We start from the raw sequence: 19,529 nt of genomic DNA on the forward strand, positions 1-19,529 counted from the left end.
GGAGAGCAGCACCCGCGCCATGAAGATCCTCGCCGCCAATTCGAACCTCCCGCTCGCCCGGGACATCGCCGCCTATCTCGAAACACCGCTCACGGATGTCTCCGTGCGCCGGTTCGCGGACGAGGAGATCTTCGTCGAGGTGCACGAGAACGTGCGCGGCGAGGACGTGTTCGTGGTGCAGTCGACCAGCTATCCGGCCAATGACAATCTGATGGAGCTGCTGATCTGCATCGATGCGCTGCGGCGCGCGTCGGCCCGGCGGATCACGGCGGTGGTGCCCTATTTCGGCTATGCGCGGCAGGACCGCAAGCCGGGTCCGCGCACGCCAATCAGCGCCAAGCTGGTGGCCAATCTCATCACCGAAGCCGGCGCCGACCGGGTGCTGTCGGTCGACCTGCACGCCGGGCAGATCCAGGGCTTCTTCGACATTCCGACCGACAATCTCTACGCGGCGCCGGTGATGGCGGCCGACATCCAGGCACGGTACGACGGACGGGATCTGATGGTGGTCTCTCCCGACGTGGGCGGAGTTGTGCGGGCGCGGGCGCTGGCCAAGCGTCTCGACAACGCCCCGCTGGCCATTGTGGACAAGCGTCGTGACCGGCCTGGCGAATCGGAGGTGATGAACATCATCGGCTCGGTCGAGGGACGGCACTGCATCCTGATCGACGACATCGTCGATTCAGGGGGGACGCTGGTGAACGCGGCGCAGGCGCTGCTCGACAACGGCGCCCAGAGCGTCGCCGCCTACATCACCCACGGCGTCCTGTCCGGCGGCGCGGTCGCGCGGGTGGACGGCTCGGCCCTGGCGGAACTCGTCATCACCGACACCATCGAGCCGACCGAGATCGTCAAGGCGTCGCAGCGGATCCGAATCCTGACCATGGCACCGATGCTCGGCGAGGCGATCCACCGGATCGCCGACGAGACCTCCGTGTCCAGCCTGTTCGACTGAGCGGCAGGCCGGATGACCCGCCCTTCCGCTGGACGGTGGCTGGACGAGGGAGCGGCCCGGCCTTGAGGCTCGCCGCCGAAGTCGCCGTGGCCCACCGCCTCGCAGACGCGGCCGGCGCGGCGATCCGTCCGCTGTTCCGTGCGGCGACCGCCGAGCGGAAGGCGGATGCCTCGCCCGTCACCGCCGCCGACCGCAATGCGGAGCAGGCCATGCGCGCGATCCTGGCCGCCGAATATCCGCAGGACGGGGTGCACGGCGAGGAGTTCGGGCCGCGCGAGGGAAAGTCGCGGCGGCAATGGGTGCTCGATCCGATCGACGGCACGGTGAGCTTCCTTGCCGGCCGGCCGATCTTCGGCACGCTCATCGCCCTGCTCGACGACGGCTTTCCGGTGCTCGGCGTCATCGATCAGCCGGTTCTGGGGGAGCGGTGGGTGGGCGTTGCGGGACGGCCCACCACCTTCAACGGGCAGCCGGTTCGCACCCGCGGATGCGCCGCACTGGCGGAGGCAACGGTCGCCACGACCGGTCCGCACTATTTTACCGTCGAGCAGGGCAGCCGGTTCATGGCCCTGGCGGGGGCGACCGACCACCGGCGGATGATGATGGGCGGCGACTGCTACAATTACGGGCTGCTTGCCGGAGGGCATCTCGACATCGTCTGCGAAGCCGGGTTGAAGCTGCACGATTTTGCCGCGCTCGTGCCGGTGGTGGAGGGCGCGGGCGGCGTCATGTGCGACTGGGCCGGAGAGCCGCTGCACGCGGGCTCGGGAGGCGAGGTGCTGGCACTTGGCGACCCGGCGCGGCTCGACGACGTGCTGGAGGCGCTGCACGGCCATGGCTGAGGGCGGAGCGCTGAGCGGGCGGGTGGCGCTGGTGACGGGCGCGGGCCGGGGCCTCGGACTGGCGATCGCGCGGCGCCTTGCCGCCGAAGGGGCGGCGGTCTGGCTGAACGGGCGCGACGAGGCCGCGCTGGCGCGCGCCGCGGACGCGGTTGGCAGGCGGGCGCGTCCGCTTGCCTTCGACATCGCCGACGATCGGGCGACCGCGCGGGCGTTCGACCGGCTGGCGGAGGGCGGGCTCGACATCCTCGTCAACAATGCGGGACAGCGCGACCGGCGCCAACTGGAAGTGCTGGACCGGGCGGCGGTCCGCGCGCTGATGGAGGTGAACCTGGTCGCGCCTTTCGACCTTGCCCGCCGGGCCGCGCCCCTGCTCGCGGCGCGCGGGCAGGGCCGCATCGTCAACATCACCTCCATCGCCGCCGACATTGCGCGCGGCGGCGATGCCGCTTACACCGCGTCCAAGGGTGCGCTGGCCGCGCTGACCCGGGCTCTGGCCGCGGAACTGGGCGGCGCCCGGATCACCGTCAACGCGGTGGCGCCCGGCTTCTTCGCCACGGAGGCGAATCACGCCATGGTGAGCGATCCGGCCGTGGCCGAGCACCTGCGGCGGCGCACGGCGCTCGGGCGGTGGGGACGACCCGACGAGATCGCCGGCGCGGTCGCTTTCCTCGCCGGCGACGAGGCGGCCTACATCACCGGCCAGACGCTGAGCATCGACGGGGGGTACACATCCCATTTCTGACCGGCCATTTCTGACCGGCCACTTCTGGCCGTCTTGCGTCCGCGCGCGTCCTGCGCTAGGCGCGCCAGCTTCACCGACACGTGATGATCCGCCGGCCTGGCCACCAGGGCTGCCATGGCTGGCCGCGAACGTGTCCCTGTGACAAGGAGACCGAAATGCCCAAGCTCAAGACCAAGAGCGGCGTCAAGAAACGCTTCAAGTTCACCGCGACCGGCAAGGTCAAGCACGGTGTGGCGGGCAAGCGCCACCGGCTGATCAGCCACAACGCCAAGTACATCCGTCAGCAGCGCGGCACCAAGGTGCTGTCCGACAGCGACGCGGGCCATGTGCGCCTGTGGGCGCCCTACGGCCTGAAGTAAGGAGAAGCGCACCATGCCACGCATCAAACGCGGCGTCACGACGCGCGCCAAGCACAAGCGGATCCTCGATCAGGCCAAGGGCTATCGGGGCCGGCGCAAGAACACCATCCGCGTCGCGCGGCAGGCGGTGGAGAAGGCCGGGCAGTACGCCTATCGGGACCGCAAGGTGAAGAAGCGCACCTTCCGCGCCCTGTGGATCCAGCGGATCAACGCCGCCGTGCGTGCCGAAGGCCTGACCTATTCGCAGTTCATCCACGGCGCAAAGCTTGCCGGCATCGAGCTCGACCGCAAGGTGATGGCCGATCTGGCGATGAACGAGGGCGCGGCCTTCACCGCGATCATCCAGCAGGCCAAGGGCGCGCTGCCGCAGGCGGCCTGATCCTCAGCCACTCCCGGATGCCGGCGCCATCCCCGCCCGACGGGGGTGGCGCTTTCCGTTTGTGCCGCCTAACGAGCCGCGCATGACCACCGAACACGACCAACGCGTGGCCGACACCCTTGACCGGTTGCGCCAGGCGCAAGCGCCGGCGCAGGTGGAGGCGATCCGCATCGAGGCGCTGGGCAAGCAGGGCTGGGTCAGCCAGCTCATGAAGACACTGGGCGCGATGACGCCCGAGGCCCGGCAGGCCGAGGCGCCGCGCATCCAGGGCATGCGGACCCGGATCGCCGCCGCGATCGAAGAGCGCAAGGAGGCGCTGGAGGCCGAGGCGCTGGAACGGCGGCTTGCGGCCGAGCATCTCGACCTGACGCTGCCCGCGCCCGAACAGCCGCTTGGCACCGTGCACCCCGTCAGCCAGGTCATGGACGAGCTGGCGGAGATCTTCGCCGACCTGGGCTTCACCGTCGCCTCCGGTCCCGAGATCGAGGACGACTGGCACAACTTCACCGCGCTGAACATGGCCGAAACGCACCCGGCCCGGGCCATGCACGACACGTTCTACTTCCCCGATACGGGACCGCGGGGCCGACGGATGCTGCTGCGCACCCACACCTCGCCCGTGCAGATCCGGGCGATGATGGAACAGGGGGCGCCGCTCCGCCTGATCGCGCCCGGCCGCGTCTATCGCTCGGACAGCGACGCCACCCACACGCCGATGTTCCATCAGGTCGAGGGGCTGGTCATCGACCGCGGCATCCACCTCGGCCATCTGAAATGGACGCTGGAGACGTTCCTGCGTGCCTTTTTCGAGCGCAACGACCTCGTGCTGCGCCTGCGTCCGTCCTATTTTCCTTTCACCGAGCCGAGCGTCGAGGTCGATGTCGGCTTTGCGCTGGAGGACGGGCCGAGGGGACCGGTGCGCGTGCTGGGCGGCGACGGCGATGCGCCAGGGCATGGCTGGATGGAGCTGCTGGGCAGCGGGATGGTCAACCGCCGGGTGCTCGAATCCGCCGGAGTGGACCCGGATGTCTATCAGGGGTTCGCGTTCGGGCTGGGGGTCGACCGGCTGGCGATGCTGAAATACGGCATGGACGATCTGCGCGCGTTCTTCGACGGCGATCTGCGCTGGCTGCGGCACTACGGGTTCGGCCCGTTCGCCCAGCCGTCGCTTTCGGCCGGCATCGGAGCACGGGCATGAGGTTCTCGCTCGAATGGCTGCGCGCCTTTCTCGACACGGACGCGTCGGCGCAGGAGATCGCCCGGACGCTGAACCGGATCGGGCACGAGGTCGAGAGTGTGGACGATCCCGCCGACCGGCTGCGCGGCTTTCGCGTGGCCCGCGTGCTGACGGCGCAGAGGCATCCGCAGGCGGACAAGCTGCAGGTGCTGACCGTGGACGCCGGGGACGGGGAGCCGCTGCAGGTTGTCTGCGGCGCGCCCAACGCGCGCGCCGGAATGCTGGGCGTTCTGGGGCTGCCCGGAGCGGTGGTGCCGGCAAGCGGGATGGAGCTGCGCCGCAGCGCCATCCGGGGTGTCGAGTCGCACGGCATGATGTGCTCCGTCCGCGAGCTCGACCTCGGGGACGAGCATGACGGGATCATCGAGCTGCCCGCAGATGCTCCCGTCGGCGCCAGCTTCGCCGACTATCAGGACGCCTCCCCCGTGTTCGACGTGGCCGTCACCCCGAATAGGCCCGACTGTATGGGGGTGCTGGGGATCGCACGTGATCTGGCGGCGGCGGGCGCGGGTGCGCTGCGGCCGCTCGCCGTGCCCAAGGTGGCGGACAGCTTCGCCTGTCCGGTCGAGATCCGCGCGGACGACGCCGAGGGTTGCCCGGCGTTCTACGGCCGCGTGGTCCGCGGCATCGCCAACCGCGCGTCCCCCGACTGGCTCCAGCGCCGCCTGCTGGCCGCCGGGCAGCGGCCGATCAACGCCGTGGTGGATGCGACCAATTACCTGATGCTCGCCTACGGCCGCCCTGCCCATGCCTATGATCTGGCCAGGCTGTCGGGCGCGGTGACGGCGCGGCGGGCGCAGCCCGGCGAGCAGGTGGAGGCGCTGAACGGGCGCACCTACGCGCTCGACGGGGAGATGACGGTCATCGCCGATGCGCAGCGCGTGCACGACATTGCCGGCATCATGGGGGGCGAGCATTCCGGCGTCACCGAGGCGACCACCGATGTGCTGCTCGAGATCGCCTATTTCGACCCCGCGCGGGTGGGAATGACCGGACGGCGGCTGGGGCTGACATCGGATGCCCGCACACGCTTCGAGCGCGGCGTCGACCCGGCCTTCCTGGATGCGGGCATGGCGCTCCTGACCGATCTCGTGCTGCGAAGCTGTGGCGGCGAGGCGAGCGCCGTCGTGCGCGCCGGCACGCCGCCGGATCAGCCGCAGGCGGTCGCCTTCGACCCCGCGCTGACGCAGCGGCTGGGCGGGGTCAGTGTGCCCGAAGCCGAGCAGCGCCGGATCCTCGAGGCGCTGGACTTCCGCGTCGCCGAGGACTGGCGCGTCACCGTGCCGCCACGGCGCCATGACATCGAAGGCGCGGCCGATCTGGTGGAGGAGGTCGTCCGCATCCACGGCCTCGACCGTGTGGCGAGCGTCGCCCTGCCGCGCGCCGAGGGCGTCGCCAGGCCGACCGCGACGCCGCTTCAGGCGACCGAACGGCGCCTGCGCCGGGCGGCTGCCGCCCGCGGCCTTCACGAGGCGGTGACCTGGTCGTTTCTCCCGCGCGCGCAAGCCGACCGCTTCGCTCCGGAAGGAGCGTCGCTGTGGACGCTGGAGAACCCGATCAGCGAGGACCTGAAGGTGATGCGCCCCTCGCTTCTTCCCGGCCTGCTGATGGCTGCCAAGCGCAACGCCGACCGCGGGATCGACAGCATCCGCCTGTTCGAGCTGGGACGCCGCTATGCCCGCGCGGCCGATGGCCTCAGCGACGAACGCCCTACGCTCGGCCTGCTGCTGGCCGGCGAGCGTCGCCCGCGCGGGTGGCGGCACGGCAAGGCCGAAGCGTTCGACGCCTTCGACGCCAAGGCCGAGGCGCTGGCGCTGCTCGCGCTCGCCGGCGCGCCGGTCGGCAACCTGCAGGTGATGGGCGAGGCGGGGCCGCAGTTCCATCCCGGCCAGTCGGCCACCCTGCGGCTCGGTCCCAAGACGGTGCTGGCCCGGTTCGGAGCCCTGCACCCGGCCACGCTGAAGGCCTTCGACATCGGTGGACCCGTGGTCGCGGCGGAACTCCATCTGGATGCCCTGCCGGCGAGGAAGAGCGCCGGTTTCGCCCGCCCGCCCTATGTGCCGGCGGCGCTGCAATCCGTGGCACGCGATTTCGCGTTTCTGGTTCCCCTTGATCTTCCCGCAGCCGACCTCGTGCGCGCCGTCCGCGGCGCCGACAGGAGCGCGATCGTGGACGCGCGGGTTTTCGACGTCTTCACCGGACAGGGCGTTCCGGACGGGCACAAGTCCCTGGCAATCGAGGTGACGCTGCAGCCGGGGGAGAAGAGTTTCACCGAAGCGGACTTGAAGGGTGTGTCCGATCGCATCGTTGCGGCCGCGGCTCGGCTCGGCGGGGAACTGCGCGCATGAAAACGGCACTCGTGACGGGCGCCACGGCCGGGATCGGCCGCGCCTGCGTGGACGCCCTCATCGGCGGCGGCTGGCGGGTGGTGGGCACGGGCCGGCGGGCCGAACGGCTGGCCGAACTTGAACGGATCCACGGCGAGGACCGCTTCCGCGCCGCCGCGTTCGACATGCGCGACGACGCCGGCCGCGAGGCGGCGCTCGGCGCCCTTTCCGGGGCGTTCGCGGACATCGACCTGCTGGTCAACAACGCCGGCCTCGCGCTCGGCACGGCGCCGGCACAGGACTGTGCGCTGTCGGACTGGCGCACGATGATCGACACCAACGTCACCGCTCTGGTCGCGCTCACCCACGCGCTGCTGCCGCAGCTCATCGCCCGGCGCGGCGCGATCATCAACGTGTCGTCGGTGGCGGCGACGACGCCCTACACGGGCGGCAACGTCTATGGCGCGACCAAGGCGTTCGTGCGGCAGTTCACGCTGAACCTGCGCTGCGACCTGCACGGCACGGGCGTGCGCGTCACCTCGGTCGAGCCGGGCATGGTGGAGACGGAATTCACCCTGGTGCGCACCGGCGGCAATGCGGAGGCGCATCGCCGCCTTTACGAAGGCGCCGAGCCGATGACCGCGCAGGACATCGCCGCCACCATCCGCTGGATCGCCGAGCTGCCGCCGCATCTCAACGTCAACACGCTGGAGCTGATGCCGGTCAGCCAGAGCTGGGCCGGATTCCAGGTGGCGCGCACGCCGGGCTGAACGGGGCCGTCCCGACACATTTACCCGCTGGCAAGCATGGCGGGGGCATGTGCTGGCCTCATGAGGCGTGCCACCGCGGATCCCCATGGCGCCGTGCTCCTGCCACCGCGTGCCACGACGACCAGCACGGCGGGACGACGCGTGCTGGCCGCTGTCCTCGTCGCACAGGCATTGAGCGCCGCGCTGCTGGTGCTGATCCTGTCCACGACCGGGCAGCGCCTGTCGGCCGAGTTCCTGCCGCTGGCGCTGCTCGGCCTCGGGCTGGGCGGGGTGGCCGGATGGTGCCGGTTCCGCATGCTCCACTGGCGGCTTGGGGATGCGGCGCTTGCCGGGGCGCTGTTCACCAGCGGGACGCTGCTGTGCGGGCTGGTGGCGTGCCTCGGGCTCAGGCTCGGTCTGCCGCTGGCCGACACGGCGCTCCTCGCTGCCGATTCCCGCCTTGGCATCGACGTGGCCGCCGCCACGCATGCCGTGGCTGCGCGTCCCTGGGCGTCGGCGGCGCTGTTCCGGGCCTACGACCTGTCAGCCATGCTGTGCGTGGCGGCTGTCGTCTGGCACCTCGCGCGCGGTCACCGCCAGGGGCTGTGGGCGCTGTTCGGCACGGCCATGCTGGCGATGCAGGCGACGGCTGCGCTTTCGCTTCTTTTCCCGGCGCGCGGTGCAGCGGCGATGCTGGGCCTCGAGACGCTGCAGGGCGCGGGCCTGCCGCACGGGGCGGGCACCTACGCGCTGGCGGCGTTCGAACGGTTCTACCTTGGAGGCGAGCTGCTGGTGCGGCCCGACGACCTCGAGGGGATCGTCTGCTTTCCCTCCTTCCACACGGTGATGGCGCTGCTGGCGGCGCAGGGCTTTGCCGGCACCCGCCTGCGCTGGCCGGCAACCGCGTGGGCGGCGCTCACCATCGTGTCCACCGTGCCGATGGGCGGGCATTATCTGACGGACATCCTGGGGGGGATGGCGGTGTGGCTCGCCTGCGCCCTTGCGGCCACGCGGCTCTGCGCCGACGCGCCGGCGGTCCCCCCGCGCCTCGCATGGACGGCGCCGGCGGCGGCGGCTAAGGGCGCGGTTCCATGTCCGACACGACCTTCGCCAATCGCCGCACCTTTGCCATCATCTCGCATCCCGACGCCGGCAAGACCACGCTGACCGAGAAGCTGCTGCTGCAGGGCGGAGCCATCCACCTGGCGGGCGAGGTCAAGGCGCGCGGCGCGGCGCGCCGGGCACGGTCCGATTGGATGAAGATCGAGCAGCAGCGCGGCATCTCCGTCACCAGTTCGGTCATGACCTTCGCGCGCAACGGGATCACCTTCAACCTGCTCGACACGCCGGGCCACGAGGATTTTTCCGAGGACACCTACCGGACGCTGACCGCGGTCGATTCGGCGGTAATGGTGATCGACGCCGCCAAGGGCATCGAGCCGCAGACGCGCAAGCTGTTCGAGGTCTGCCGCCTGCGCAACGTGCCGATCATCACCTTCGTCAACAAGGTCGACCGCGAGGGGCGGGCCGTGTTCGATCTCCTCGACGAGATCGCCGACCTGCTCCAGCTCGATGTCAGCCCGCAGAGCTGGCCGCTCGGCATGGGCGGCACCTTCGAGGGCGTGCTCGACTTCGCCAGCGGCACCATTGCCCGGCCCGACGGTCCTTCGCGCGAATTCGCCGGCCGCCGCGACCGCGCGGACGTGCCGGACAGGTTTGCGGAAGAGGTCGAGCTTGGCCGTGTCGGCTATCCGGAACTCGACCTTGCGGCATACCGCGCGGGCGATCTGACCCCGGTGTATTTCGGCTCGGCGCTCAAGAACTTCGGCGTGGAGGAACTGATCGATGCCCTCGCGACCCACGCGCCACCGCCGCGTCCGCAGCCGAGCAGCGACGGGCCGGTCGATCCCGCCCGACCGGAGGTGACCGGCTTCATCTTCAAGGTCCAGGCGAACATGGACCCCAATCACCGCGACCGGATCGCCTTCATGCGACAGGTGTCGGGCACGTTCCGGCGCGGGATGAAGCTGACGCCTTCGGGCCTTGGCAAGCCGATCGCGGTGCATTCGCCGATCCTGTTCTTCGCCCAGGACCGCGAAGTGGCCGACACGGCGGAGGCGGGCGACATCATCGGCATCCCCAATCACGGGACGCTGAGGGTCGGGGACACCCTGTCGGAGCGCAACGAGGTCCGGTTCACCGGTCTGCCGAACTTTGCGCCCGAGATCCTGCGGCGGGTTCAGCTCAGGGATCCGACCAAGACCAAGCAGCTTCGCAAGGCGCTCGACGATCTCAGCGAGGAAGGCGTCATCCAGGTGTTCCGCCCGGAAATCGGGGCGCAGGCGATTGTCGGCGTGGTGGGGCAGCTGCAGCTCGAGGTGCTCGTGAGCCGGCTCGAAGCCGAATACAAGGTCGAAGCGGTGCTGGAACCGGCGCCGTTTGCCACCGCGCGCTGGATCGGGGGGGACGCGGCCGCGCTTGCCGCCTTCACCGCCATCAACCGCGCCAATGTCGCCCGCGACCGCGACGGCGATCCGGTGTTCCTCGCCAAGAGCCTGTGGGACGTGAACTACCAGGCAGAAAAGAACCCCGAGCTTCGGTTCAGCGCGATCAAGGAGCGGTAGAGATGGAACTGATCGGCCCCACGTCGCAAAGCTTCGTGTCGCAGCGGCTGAGGCTGCACTACGTCGACTGGGGGCGGCTGCGCCCCGACGGCTCGGTGAAGCCGACGCTGGTGCTGGTCCACGGGGGCAAGGATCACTGCCGCTCGTGGGACTGGACGGCGCTGGCGCTGCGGGACGAATGGCATGTGGTCGCGCTGGACCACCGCGGCCACGGCGACAGCGACTGGGTGTCGGACGGCGTCTACCAGGTGCAGGACATGGTCTACGACCTCGCGCAGCTCGTGCACCAGCTGGGCGCGGGCCCGGTGACGATCATCAGCCACTCGATGGGCGGCAACGTCGCCCTGCGCTATGCCGGGATCTATCCCGAGATGGTGCGGCGGATCGTGGCGATCGAAGGTCTCGGCCCGTCGCCCAAGCTGCTCGCCGAGCAGGAGCAGCAGCCGTTCCCCGTGCGCGCCCGCGAATGGATCGAGAAGAAACGGCGCGCGTCCGGGCGCAGCGTGCGCAAATACGCGACCATCGAGGACGCTTTTGCCCGCATGATCGAGGAGAACAACTACCTCACCGAGGATCAGGCCCGGCACCTCACCGTGCACGGCGTGAACCGCAACGAGGACGGCACCTTTTCGTGGAAGTTCGACCCGCACCTCAACGTGTGGGCGATCGGCGCCTCCGAGCAGGTGTGCGTCGAGACGATGTGGGCGGCGATCACGTGCCCCACCCTGCTGCTCTACGGGGCGAACAGCTGGGCCTCGAACCCGGCCAAGGACGGCCGGATCTCGCACTTCCGCGACGCACAGGTGATCGAATTCGAAAACGCCGGGCACTGGCTGCACCATGATCAGTTCGACAGATTCATGAGCACCGTGAACGCGTTTCTCTCAGCGGACCGATGACGACGCTCACGGTTGCGAGCTACAACATCCACAAGGGGGTGGGTCTCGACCGCCGCCGGGACGCGGACCGCATCATCACCGTGCTGCGCGAGGTGAATGCCGATGTCTTTGCGCTGCAGGAAGCCGATCTGCGTCTCGGAGAGCGGGCCAGCGTCCTGCCGCGGGCGCTCCTCGACGACACGCCGTGGAAGGTCGTGCCGGTGGCAAAACGCCCGCGCTCGATCGGCTGGCATGGCAATGCCCTGCTGGTGCGGCGGCACATCGAGGTGCTGGAAGCCCATGCGCTCGACCTGCCGACGCTGGAGCCGCGCGGCGCGGCGATGGCGGTGCTGGAGGCGCACGGGGTCCGCTTCTGCGTCATCGGCGTCCACCTCGACCTGTCGGGGCTGCGCCGCCGCGACCAGGTGCGCGCGCTGCTGCGCCGCTGCGACGAGCTTGACCATGGCCTGCCCTGCATCCTGATGGGCGACTTCAACCAGTGGGGTCGGCAGACGGGCGCGATGCAGGAGTTCGACCTGCCGGGCGAGGGCGGCTGGCACATGGCGCCGACGGGAGCCAGCTATCCGAGCCGCCGCCCGCTGGCGCAGCTCGACCGGATCATCTGCAACGAAGGTTTCACCGTCGCCGAGGCCCGCGCGCACCACAGCGCGCTGGCGACGGTCGCGAGCGATCACCTCCCGGTGTGGGCGCGGGTGGAAAGCACCGCCGGGTGAGGCGAAGCGCCGCTAGGCGGAGCGTCGCCGTCCCCGGCGGTCATGCCCCCAGCGCCTCGCGCACGAAATCGGCGCAGCGTTCGCCGATCATGATGGACGGGGCGTTGGTGTTGCCGCTGACGAGCCTGGGCATGATGCTCGCATCGGCGACCCACAGGCGCTCCACCCCGCGCACCCGCAGCTTGGGATCCACCACCGCGTCCGCATCGCCGCCCATGCGGCAGGTGCCGACCGGATGGTACACGGTGTCCGCACGGCTGCGGATGAGGCTGTCGAGAGCGTCATCGTCGGCGAGGTCGACCGGGTAGCGGTCGGTGAGGCCGAGATGGCTGAGCGGAGGGGACGCGGCGATGCGGTGGGACAGGCGCACCCCGGCGCGCAGGGTGGCCATGTCCCGCTCGTCGTCGAGGAAGTTGGGATCGATCAGCGGTCCGTCCTCGGCCCGCTTCGACTGCAGGCGCACGGTGCCCCGGCTCTCGGGCCGCAGAACGCAGGCGTGCAGGCTGACCCCGTGTCCCTTGACCTTGGTGCGGCCATGGTCCTCGAGCATGGCGGGCACGAAATGCCACTGCACGTCGGGCGCCGGCACGCCGGGCATGACGCGGGCGAAGCCGCCGCTCTCGGCATAGGGAGTGGTCATGATGCCGGTGCGCTTGCGCCGGTGTTCCCAGATCGCCCTGGCCATGCGCAGGGTGCCGGCGCGGCTGTCGCCGATCGGCACGTCCGAACGGCTCTCCCACGAGGAGACGTAGTCGATGTGGTCCTGCAGGTTTTCGCCCACCGCCGCCCGATCGGCGAGAACGGCGATCCCGTGCTCCTGCAGATGCGCGGCCGGGCCGATGCCGGAGAGCATGAGCAGCTGGGGCGAGTTGAAGGCGCCGCCGCTCAGCACCACGCCGCCGCGGGCCCGCACGGTGCGCTCCTTGCCGGCCACGGCATAGATGACGCCGACGGCGCGGCCCTCCTCGAACAGGATGCGCTGGACGCAGACGCCGATGCGCACGTCGAGATTGCGCTGCCGGCGCAGCGGGTCGAGATAGGCGCGCGCGGCCGACCACCGCTCGCCGTCGCGCTGCGTCACTTGGTAGAGGCCGAAGCCCTCCTGCCGCTCGCCGTTGAAGTCGGTGTTGCGGCCGAGCTGGAGCGAAGCGGCCGCTTCGACGAAGGCGATGCTGGCGGGGTTGGGCCACAGCTGGTCGGACACCCACAGGGGGCCGCTGGCGCCGTGGAAGGCATCGGCGCCGCGCACATTGTGTTCGGCGCGCTTGAAGACAGGCAGGACATCGTCATAGGCCCAGCCGGTGCACCCCATGGCGGCCCAGTTGTCATAGTCCCAGCGGTGGCCGCGGATGTAGATCATGGCGTTGATGGCCGACGACCCGCCGAGGCCGCGTCCGCGCGGCTGATACCCGCGCCGGCCGTTCAGCCCCTTCTGCGGCACCGTCTCGTAGCGATAGTTCGACCCCTGACGCAGGAATGGCATGAACCCCGGCGTGGTGACGAGGATCGAGCGGTTGTGCCCGCCCGCCTCGAGCAGGCACACGCTGCGCGTCATGTCCTCGGCCAGCCGCCCCGCCGCGGCGCTGCCGGCGCTGCCGCCGCCGATCACGATGATGTCGAAGGTGTCCATGCCTGCTCCCGCTGTTGTGTTTGGCGCGATGCTAGGCGGTCACCCGGTGCGGTGCAATCGGCTCGGCGGGCGCCGCGTCCGGGGCGTGGCGTTCGGCCCAGCGAGCCCGCAGCGCATCGCTGGTCGCGCGGCTGTTGTCGTGGCTCCAGCCTGGTGGACGCAGCATGTAGGAGAGCTTGTGACGCCACGGTGCGGCGGCCACGTCGCGCGCCATGCCGATCAATTCGTGGAACACCGCCCACAGCAGGTTGAAGCTGCCGAGCTGGTGCACGATCCCGTAGCGGATCGCCTCGTCGTCACGCTCGGGCTCGAAGGTGCCGAACAGACGGTCCCAGACGATGAAGACGCCGGCATAGTTGCGGTCGAGATAGCGCGGATTGGTGGCATGGTGCACCCGGTGGTGCGAGGGCGTGTTCATGACCGCTTCCACCCAGCGCGGGAGCCGCCCGACCGCCTCCGTGTGGATCCAGAACTGGTAGACGAGATTGAAGCCGGCGCAGATCGCCACCATCGCCGGGTGAAAGCCGATCAGCACGAGCGGCAGCCGGAAGGTGAAGCCCAGGGTGAAAAACCCGGTCCAGCTCTGCCGCAGGGCCGTGGACAGGTTGTAGTGCTGCGACGAATGGTGGTTGACGTGGCTCGCCCAGAACCAGCGCACCCGGTGCCCAGCCCGGTGGATCCAGTAGTAGGCGAGATCATCGAGCACGAAGCACACCGGCCACGCCCACCAGACCCAGCCGATCTCGAACAGCCGATAATCATAGACCCACAGCGAGACGGCGGCGACGATGCCGCCGAACAGCGCCCCCGCAACGGTGCTGCCGAGGCCCATTCCGAGGCTCACCGCGGTATCGCGCCACTCGTAGCTGCGCCGCGAGCGGCGCGCCGCCCAGCCGATCTCGAGCAGCAGCAGCGCCACGAACACGGGCACAGCGTAGTCTACCGGGCTGAAGCTGGGCATGGCGCGCAGGATAACAGGTCGATGCGGCGCTTCCAATGCTGCGGGTCGTCGAGGCTGAGCGTCAGCCGGCCGAACCACCGGTCGCCGGCATCGACCACAAGGTCGGAGCCGCTCACCTCGGCCCTGGCACCGGGTCCGAGCAGCCGCCCCGCGACGTGCGAGCCGTGCGCGCGCATGACGAGCACGCGCCCGCGCGCATCCAGCAAGAGCGCCGCGTCGCGCGCCGGGTCGACAGCCACTGCCACGGCGGAAAAGTCGGGGTCGACCGCGGCTGCCGCGGCCCTTGCCGCCTCCTCATTTGGGAGCAGTGGATCCGCGCCGAGCCGCAGGGCACGGACCAGCAGCACGACGGCAATGACGGCGAGCAGCGACCCCAGCGCCTGCCACAGCTCGGCCATGGATCAGCGAGGGTGGGTGTGCTCCGCGGCCTGCAGCAGAAGGCCGCGGGCCTGGGCCGTGTCCACGCCGACGCCGCCCAGAGCCGCCTCCACCTCGTGCAGCGACCGGCCGGCGCGAAGCTGCGCCGCGGCCCACAGCAGCGCCGAGCGCGTGCCCGAGCGGCAGAACAGCAGCACCTTGCCCTCCGCTCCGGCGAGGAGATCACCGAGCGCGTCCGCCTGTTCCGCCGCGAGGGTTCCGCCACGCACCGGCAAGGCGGCATAGCGCAGCCCGTGCTGGCGCGCGCACTCCTCGAGCACGGCGCCCGCAGGCTGATCTGCGCTTTCCCCGTCCGGACGGTTGTTGACGATGAGGCGCACACCCATGGCGCGGAGTGCCGGCATGTCTTCGGACCCGATCTGCCCGCTGACAAGGATGCCGGGCGCGATCTGATGAGGGTTCATGAGAGGCTCCCAGTGCGGCGCGTCTGTCCCGGGGGGCGGGGCGCGCTGCCATTCGCGTCAACCAAGCGGGCTTTTCTGATCAGGGCAAGCGGAAAAACATTTCCCGCCGGGACGGTTTGGCGATATGCTCCGGCACAAAAGGCGCGCGGCGGAGGTTTTCTTGACCGCCGACCCGGACGTCTTTGCTCCCTGTGTTGGTCGCCGGCGCTTGGGGTTGCGGTTCTCGGCGGCATGGCAAGGTATGCGATCAATCATGGGTTACGACAAGGGGCGTCGGCGGGGCAGGGACAAGCGCGACGGGTTCGGGGAAGACGGGTTCGATCCGTTTGGCGGACCGCCGCAGGATTTCGGCGGACGGCGTGATTTCGGCGGGGGCGACCGGTTCGGTGGCGGTGACCGCTTCGGCGGCGGCAATCGTTTCGGCGGCGGTGGCAACCGCTTCGGCGGCGGTGGCGGCGGGTTCCGCAGCGGCGGTCCGGGCGGTGGCGGCGGCTTCAACCGCATGCCGGCGCAGGTGGTCGGCACCGGCAAGGGCACGGTCAAGTTCTTCAACAGCCAGAAGGGGTTCGGGTTCATCAGCCAGGATGGCGGGGGCGACGATGTGTTTGTTCACATCAGCGCCGTGGAACGAGCCGGGCTGGAAGGACTCGCCGAGGGACAGGAGCTGCAGTTCAACCTCGTCGACCGCGGCGGCAAGGTTTCGGCGCAGGACCTGCAGGTCGTGGGCGAACTCATCAAGCCGCAGCAGCGTCCCGAGGCGCCCGCACGCGAACTCACTGGCGAGCGGGCAGTCGGCACGGTCAAGTTCTTCAACGCCATGAAGGGTTTCGGCTTCATCGTGCGGGACGACGGGCAGCCGGACGCCTTTGTGCACATCAGCGCGGTGGAGCGGTCCGGTCTCAGCCAGCTCAACGAGGGCGAACGCTACGCCTTCGACATCGAGGTGGACCGGCGGGGCAAGAACTCCGCTGTCAACCTGGCACCCGTGCAGGAGTGACAGCCGCACCGGGCGGGTCGCCGGCCCGCCCGTGCCCCGTTGCAGTGGATGGCGGCCCGGCGGGTCGCCATTCTCCGTTAAGAGCGCCAGCAAACGCAAGCGAAAGCCCTTATCCGCCGATGCCGATCACCCCGCTCATGCCCGTCTATCCGCGCTGCGGCGTACGCCCGGTGCGTGGAGAACACTGCCACCTGATCGACGAGGACGGGACCCGCTATCTCGACTTTGCCAGCGGCATCGCGGTCAATCTGCTTGGCCACAGCCATCCGCATCTGATCGGCGCCATTCAGCGGCAGGCGGCGACGCTGATGCACGTGTCAAACCTCTACGGCAGTCCGCAGGGAGAGGCGCTGGCGCAGCGGCTGGTGGACCATACCTTTGCCGACACGGTGTTCTTCACCAATTCCGGGGCCGAGGCGGTCGAATGCGCCATCAAGACGGCGCGCGCTTACCACCAGCACGCGGACGGCGATCCGGCACGCCACGAGATTATCACCTTCCACAACGCCTTCCACGGGCGGACGATGGCGACGATCAGCGCGTCGAACCAGGAAAAGATGCACACGGGCTTTGCGCCGCTGCTCCCGGGCTTCCGCTACTGTCCGTTCGACGATCTGGACGCCGCGGCGGCGCTTGTGGACGAGCGGACAGCCGGCTTCCTTGTCGAACCGATCCAGGGGGAAGGCGGCATCCGCCCGGCCAGCGAGGCGTTCATGGCCGGTCTGCGCCGGCTGGCGGACAAGCACGGGTTGCTGCTCATTCTCGACGAGGTGCAGTGCGGGGTCGCGCGCACGGGCGCGCTCTATGCCTATGAACATTACGGCATCGAGCCGGACATTCTGGCAACCGCCAAGGGGATCGGCGGCGGCTTCCCGCTGGGGGCATGTCTCGCCACCGAGAGGGCGGCGCGCGGCATGGGCTTCGGCGCGCACGGCTCGACCTATGGCGGCAATCCGCTTGCCATGGCCGCCGGCATGGCCGTCCTCGACGTGGTGACCGACCCGGCGTTTCTCGAGCATGTCCGCGCCACCGGGCAAGCCATCATGGCGCGTCTCGAACAGTTCATCGGCAACCATCCGGACCTCTTCGACCAGGTCCGGGGCAAGGGGCTGATGATCGGCTTGCGCCTGACGATGGAGAGCCGCCCCTTCTACCAGCATCTGCGCGACCATCATCAGCTGCTCACCGTGGCTGCGGGTGATCAGACGCTGCGGATCCTGCCGCCGCTGGTGATCGGCGATGCGGAAGTGGAAGAGTTCTTCGAACGCCTGTCGGCCGGCGCGGCCGATTTTCGCCCGCCTGCCGCATGAGGGATCTGACCGCGCCGGCAAAGCGGGGACGCGACGTTCTGTCCCTCGGCGACCTCGGCACGGCCGGGCTGCGCGAGGTTCTGACCGCGGCCGCGGCGCGCAAGCGGGCCCGGGGCGACCGGCCGCGCGGCGCTCCCGACGACGACGCGCCGCTTCGCGACCATGTGCTCGGCATGGTGTTCGAGAAAAGCTCCACCCGCACCCGCGTCAGCTTCGACATGGCGATGCGCCAGCTCGGCGGCGCGGCGCTGGTCCTCGATGCGGCCACGACGCAGCTTGGCCGGGGGGAAAGCGTAGCCGACACCGCGCGGGTGCTTGGCCGGATGGTCGACATGATCATGGTCCGCACCGACGATCATGCCAAGCTGGAGACCTTTGCCCGCAGCGCCGCCGTGCCGGTCATCAACGGGCTGACCGACCTGTCCCACCCTTGCCAGATCGTCGCGGACCTCATGACGCTGGCGGAGCACGGCAAGGCGCTGGAGCGGATGACGCTGGCTTGGCTGGGCGACGGCAACAACGTCCTCCACTCGCTGCTGGAGGCGGCGGGACTGCTCGGCTTCGGGGTTAGGGTGGCCACGCCCGCCAACCGGCAGCCCGATCCCCGCTACCTCGCTCTTGCCCGGGCGGGCGGAGCGGATGTGCGTCTCACCCTCGATCCGCGCGAGGCGGTGGAGGGCGTCGACGCGGTGTTCACCGACACGTGGGTATCCATGGGGCAGGTCGACGATCCCTCGAGCCGGGCGGCGTTCGAGCCGTATCGCGTGACTTCCGCGCTCATGCGGCTTGCCCGTCCCGACGCGCTGTTCCTGCACTGCCTGCCGGCCCATGTCGGCGACGAGGTGGCGGAGGACGTGTTCGAGGGCCCGCAATCCGTCGTGTTCGCCGAGGCGGAGAACCGGCTCCACGCGCAGAAGGCCATTCTGCTGTGGTGCGCCGGCAACCGGCTCGCGGCGGACGAGCCGCAAGCCGCTGCCGTGCCTTAACTTGTCGCCCGGCGCGCCCATATGGCGCGGATGCACCAGATCGCCTCCACGTCCGAGCAGATCCTCGGCTTCACCGTTCCCGAGCGCGACGCGCGCGGCCGCATCCTGCGTCTCGAAGCGTTGCTCGACGCCATCCTGTCGTCGCATGCCTATCCGCCGCCGATCGCGCACGCCCTCGCCGAAGCGCTGGTGATCACCGCGCTCATCGGTTCGCTGATCAAGGGGGACGGGTCGCAGGTCACCCTTCAGGCGCGCGGTGCCGGCGGCGCCCTGCGGCTGCTGGTGTGCGACTACCGCGATGGCGAGCTGCGCGGCTACGTCGACCATGACCCCGTGCGCGTGCCGGATCTGGGCACGAGTCCGACGCTGGAGGCCCTGTTCGGCGAGGGTTATCTGGCGCTGACCTTCGATGTCGCGCTCCCCACGCGCGCGGCGGACGGCCGGCCGGAGAGCCGCCGCTATCAGGGCGTGGTTCCGCTCGAGGGGGCGAGCCTTGCCGAGGCCGTCGAAAGCTACTTCTGGCGTTCGGAACAGGTGCCCACCTTGCTAAGGGTGGCGGTCGCCGGCTCGCGTGGGGGATACCGGGCGGCGGGAATGCTGCTCCAGCACCTACCCGAAGGCGAGGAGGGGCGCGAACGCCTGCATGTGCAACCCGACCATCCGTCCTGGGAGCATGTGGCGGCGCTGGGCGGGACCGTGCGGCACGACGAGCTGCTCGACCCGGCGCTGCCTGCCGACGACCTCGTCTGGCGCCTGTTCCACGAGGAGCGCGAGGTGCGGGTGTTCGGTCTTGCCAGACTGGTGCAGGGATGCCGGTGCACCGAGGCGCACTACCGCAAGATCCTCGGCACCTTTCCGGAAAGCGAGCGCGCGGCCATGCGCGGCGATGACGGGATGATCGGCGTGGACTGCCACTTCTGTTCCAAGCAGTTCCGCTTCGCGCTCTGAACTCCTGCTGTCGACCGGGCGTGCACCGG

20 protein-coding genes are annotated in these 19,529 nt (G+C 70.0%); 16 read left to right on the forward strand and 4 right to left on the reverse strand.

Annotated elements, in window-relative coordinates; translation table 11 throughout:
• Positions 1-19: 19 nt before the first annotated feature.
• The 12 genes from ETO60_RS03830 to ETO60_RS03885 all read left to right on the forward strand — a co-directional run bounded on the left by ETO60_RS03830 (position 20) and on the right by ETO60_RS03885 (position 11,826).
• Entirely contained in the window at positions 20-955 is a 936-nt protein-coding gene (locus ETO60_RS03830; protein ID WP_130002765.1) for a ribose-phosphate pyrophosphokinase, read from the forward strand.
• Positions 956-1,017: 62 nt separating this feature from the next.
• A complete protein-coding gene (gene hisN, locus ETO60_RS03835) occupies positions 1,018-1,797 on the forward strand; it encodes a histidinol-phosphatase (protein WP_130002766.1) in 780 nt (259 codons plus the stop codon).
• Positions 1,790-2,539 carry an SDR family oxidoreductase gene (locus ETO60_RS03840; RefSeq protein WP_130002768.1) on the forward strand — a complete coding sequence of 250 codons (750 nt, stop codon included), beginning with the start codon at positions 1,790-1,792 and terminating at the stop codon, positions 2,537-2,539. The genes hisN and ETO60_RS03840 overlap by 8 nt, the downstream gene beginning before the upstream one ends.
• A 155-nt stretch (positions 2,540-2,694) precedes the next feature.
• Entirely contained in the window at positions 2,695-2,898 is a 204-nt protein-coding gene (rpmI, locus tag ETO60_RS03845) for a 50S ribosomal protein L35 (protein WP_130002769.1), read from the forward strand.
• Between the two features lie 13 nt (positions 2,899-2,911).
• Entirely contained in the window at positions 2,912-3,277 is a 366-nt protein-coding gene (gene rplT, locus ETO60_RS03850) for a 50S ribosomal protein L20 (RefSeq protein WP_130002771.1), read from the forward strand.
• A gap of 82 nt (positions 3,278-3,359) precedes the next feature.
• Positions 3,360-4,475, forward strand: coding sequence for a phenylalanine--tRNA ligase subunit alpha (pheS, locus tag ETO60_RS03855; protein WP_130002773.1), 1,116 nt, complete (start codon positions 3,360-3,362; stop codon positions 4,473-4,475).
• The gene (gene pheT, locus ETO60_RS03860; protein WP_130002774.1) at positions 4,472-6,862 is read left to right on the forward strand and encodes a phenylalanine--tRNA ligase subunit beta; all 2,391 of its coding nucleotides are present in this window, start codon (positions 4,472-4,474) and stop codon (positions 6,860-6,862) included. The genes pheS and pheT overlap by 4 nt, the downstream gene beginning before the upstream one ends.
• Complete coding sequence (locus ETO60_RS03865; protein ID WP_130002775.1) at positions 6,859-7,611, forward strand: SDR family NAD(P)-dependent oxidoreductase; 753 nt, start codon at positions 6,859-6,861, stop codon at positions 7,609-7,611. Before pheT ends, ETO60_RS03865 begins: the two co-directional genes overlap by 4 nt.
• A 60-nt stretch (positions 7,612-7,671) precedes the next feature.
• Complete coding sequence (locus ETO60_RS03870) at positions 7,672-8,757, forward strand: phosphatase PAP2 family protein (RefSeq protein WP_165362101.1); 1,086 nt, start codon at positions 7,672-7,674, stop codon at positions 8,755-8,757.
• A complete protein-coding gene (locus ETO60_RS03875; RefSeq protein ID WP_130002779.1) occupies positions 8,682-10,214 on the forward strand; it encodes a peptide chain release factor 3 in 1,533 nt (510 codons plus the stop codon). Before ETO60_RS03870 ends, ETO60_RS03875 begins: the two co-directional genes overlap by 76 nt.
• A gap of 2 nt (positions 10,215-10,216) precedes the next feature.
• The gene (locus ETO60_RS03880) at positions 10,217-11,113 is read left to right on the forward strand and encodes an alpha/beta fold hydrolase (RefSeq protein ID WP_130002780.1); all 897 of its coding nucleotides are present in this window, start codon (positions 10,217-10,219) and stop codon (positions 11,111-11,113) included.
• Positions 11,110-11,826 carry an endonuclease/exonuclease/phosphatase family protein gene (locus ETO60_RS03885; RefSeq protein WP_130002782.1) on the forward strand — a complete coding sequence of 239 codons (717 nt, stop codon included), beginning with the start codon at positions 11,110-11,112 and terminating at the stop codon, positions 11,824-11,826. Before ETO60_RS03880 ends, ETO60_RS03885 begins: the two co-directional genes overlap by 4 nt.
• 40 nt (positions 11,827-11,866) lie before the next feature.
• Here the strand turns inward: ETO60_RS03885 and ETO60_RS03890 are convergent, their stop codons facing one another.
• Genes ETO60_RS03890 through ETO60_RS03905 form a run of 4 tightly spaced genes read right to left on the reverse strand, consistent with a single transcriptional unit; the run spans position 11,867 to position 15,259 of the window.
• A complete protein-coding gene (locus ETO60_RS03890) occupies positions 11,867-13,456 on the reverse strand; it encodes a GMC family oxidoreductase (protein ID WP_130002783.1) in 1,590 nt (529 codons plus the stop codon).
• Positions 13,457-13,487: 31 nt separating this feature from the next.
• A complete protein-coding gene (locus ETO60_RS03895; protein WP_130002785.1) occupies positions 13,488-14,417 on the reverse strand; it encodes a sterol desaturase family protein in 930 nt (309 codons plus the stop codon).
• On the reverse strand, positions 14,396-14,815 hold the full coding sequence (locus ETO60_RS03900; protein ID WP_130002786.1) for a hypothetical protein: 420 nt from the start codon (positions 14,813-14,815) through the stop codon (positions 14,396-14,398). The genes ETO60_RS03895 and ETO60_RS03900 overlap by 22 nt, the downstream gene beginning before the upstream one ends.
• A gap of 3 nt (positions 14,816-14,818) precedes the next feature.
• Positions 14,819-15,259 (reverse strand): TIGR01244 family sulfur transferase, encoded by a 441-nt coding sequence (locus ETO60_RS03905; RefSeq protein ID WP_130002788.1) that lies wholly within the window; start codon positions 15,257-15,259, stop codon positions 14,819-14,821.
• A gap of 253 nt (positions 15,260-15,512) precedes the next feature.
• On the opposite strand from ETO60_RS03905, the gene ETO60_RS11485 reads away from it, so the two are divergent.
• From ETO60_RS11485 to hslO, 4 genes are all read left to right on the forward strand, one after another.
• Complete coding sequence (locus ETO60_RS11485; RefSeq protein WP_130002789.1) at positions 15,513-16,256, forward strand: cold-shock protein; 744 nt, start codon at positions 15,513-15,515, stop codon at positions 16,254-16,256.
• Positions 16,257-16,375: 119 nt separating this feature from the next.
• Positions 16,376-17,566, forward strand: coding sequence for an aspartate aminotransferase family protein (locus tag ETO60_RS03915; RefSeq protein WP_130002791.1), 1,191 nt, complete (start codon positions 16,376-16,378; stop codon positions 17,564-17,566).
• Positions 17,563-18,552: an ornithine carbamoyltransferase gene (gene argF, locus ETO60_RS03920; RefSeq protein WP_130002792.1), complete on the forward strand. Its 990-nt coding sequence runs from the start codon at positions 17,563-17,565 to the stop codon at positions 18,550-18,552. Before ETO60_RS03915 ends, argF begins: the two co-directional genes overlap by 4 nt.
• 21 nt (positions 18,553-18,573) lie before the next feature.
• Positions 18,574-19,500: an Hsp33 family molecular chaperone HslO gene (gene hslO / locus ETO60_RS03925; protein WP_234026306.1), complete on the forward strand. Its 927-nt coding sequence runs from the start codon at positions 18,574-18,576 to the stop codon at positions 19,498-19,500.
• The last annotated feature ends 29 nt before the right edge of the window (positions 19,501-19,529 follow it).

This window comes from Qipengyuania thermophila, assembly GCF_004153605.1.
Taxonomy (GTDB): Bacteria; Pseudomonadota; Alphaproteobacteria; order Sphingomonadales; family Sphingomonadaceae; genus Qipengyuania_B; species Qipengyuania_B thermophila.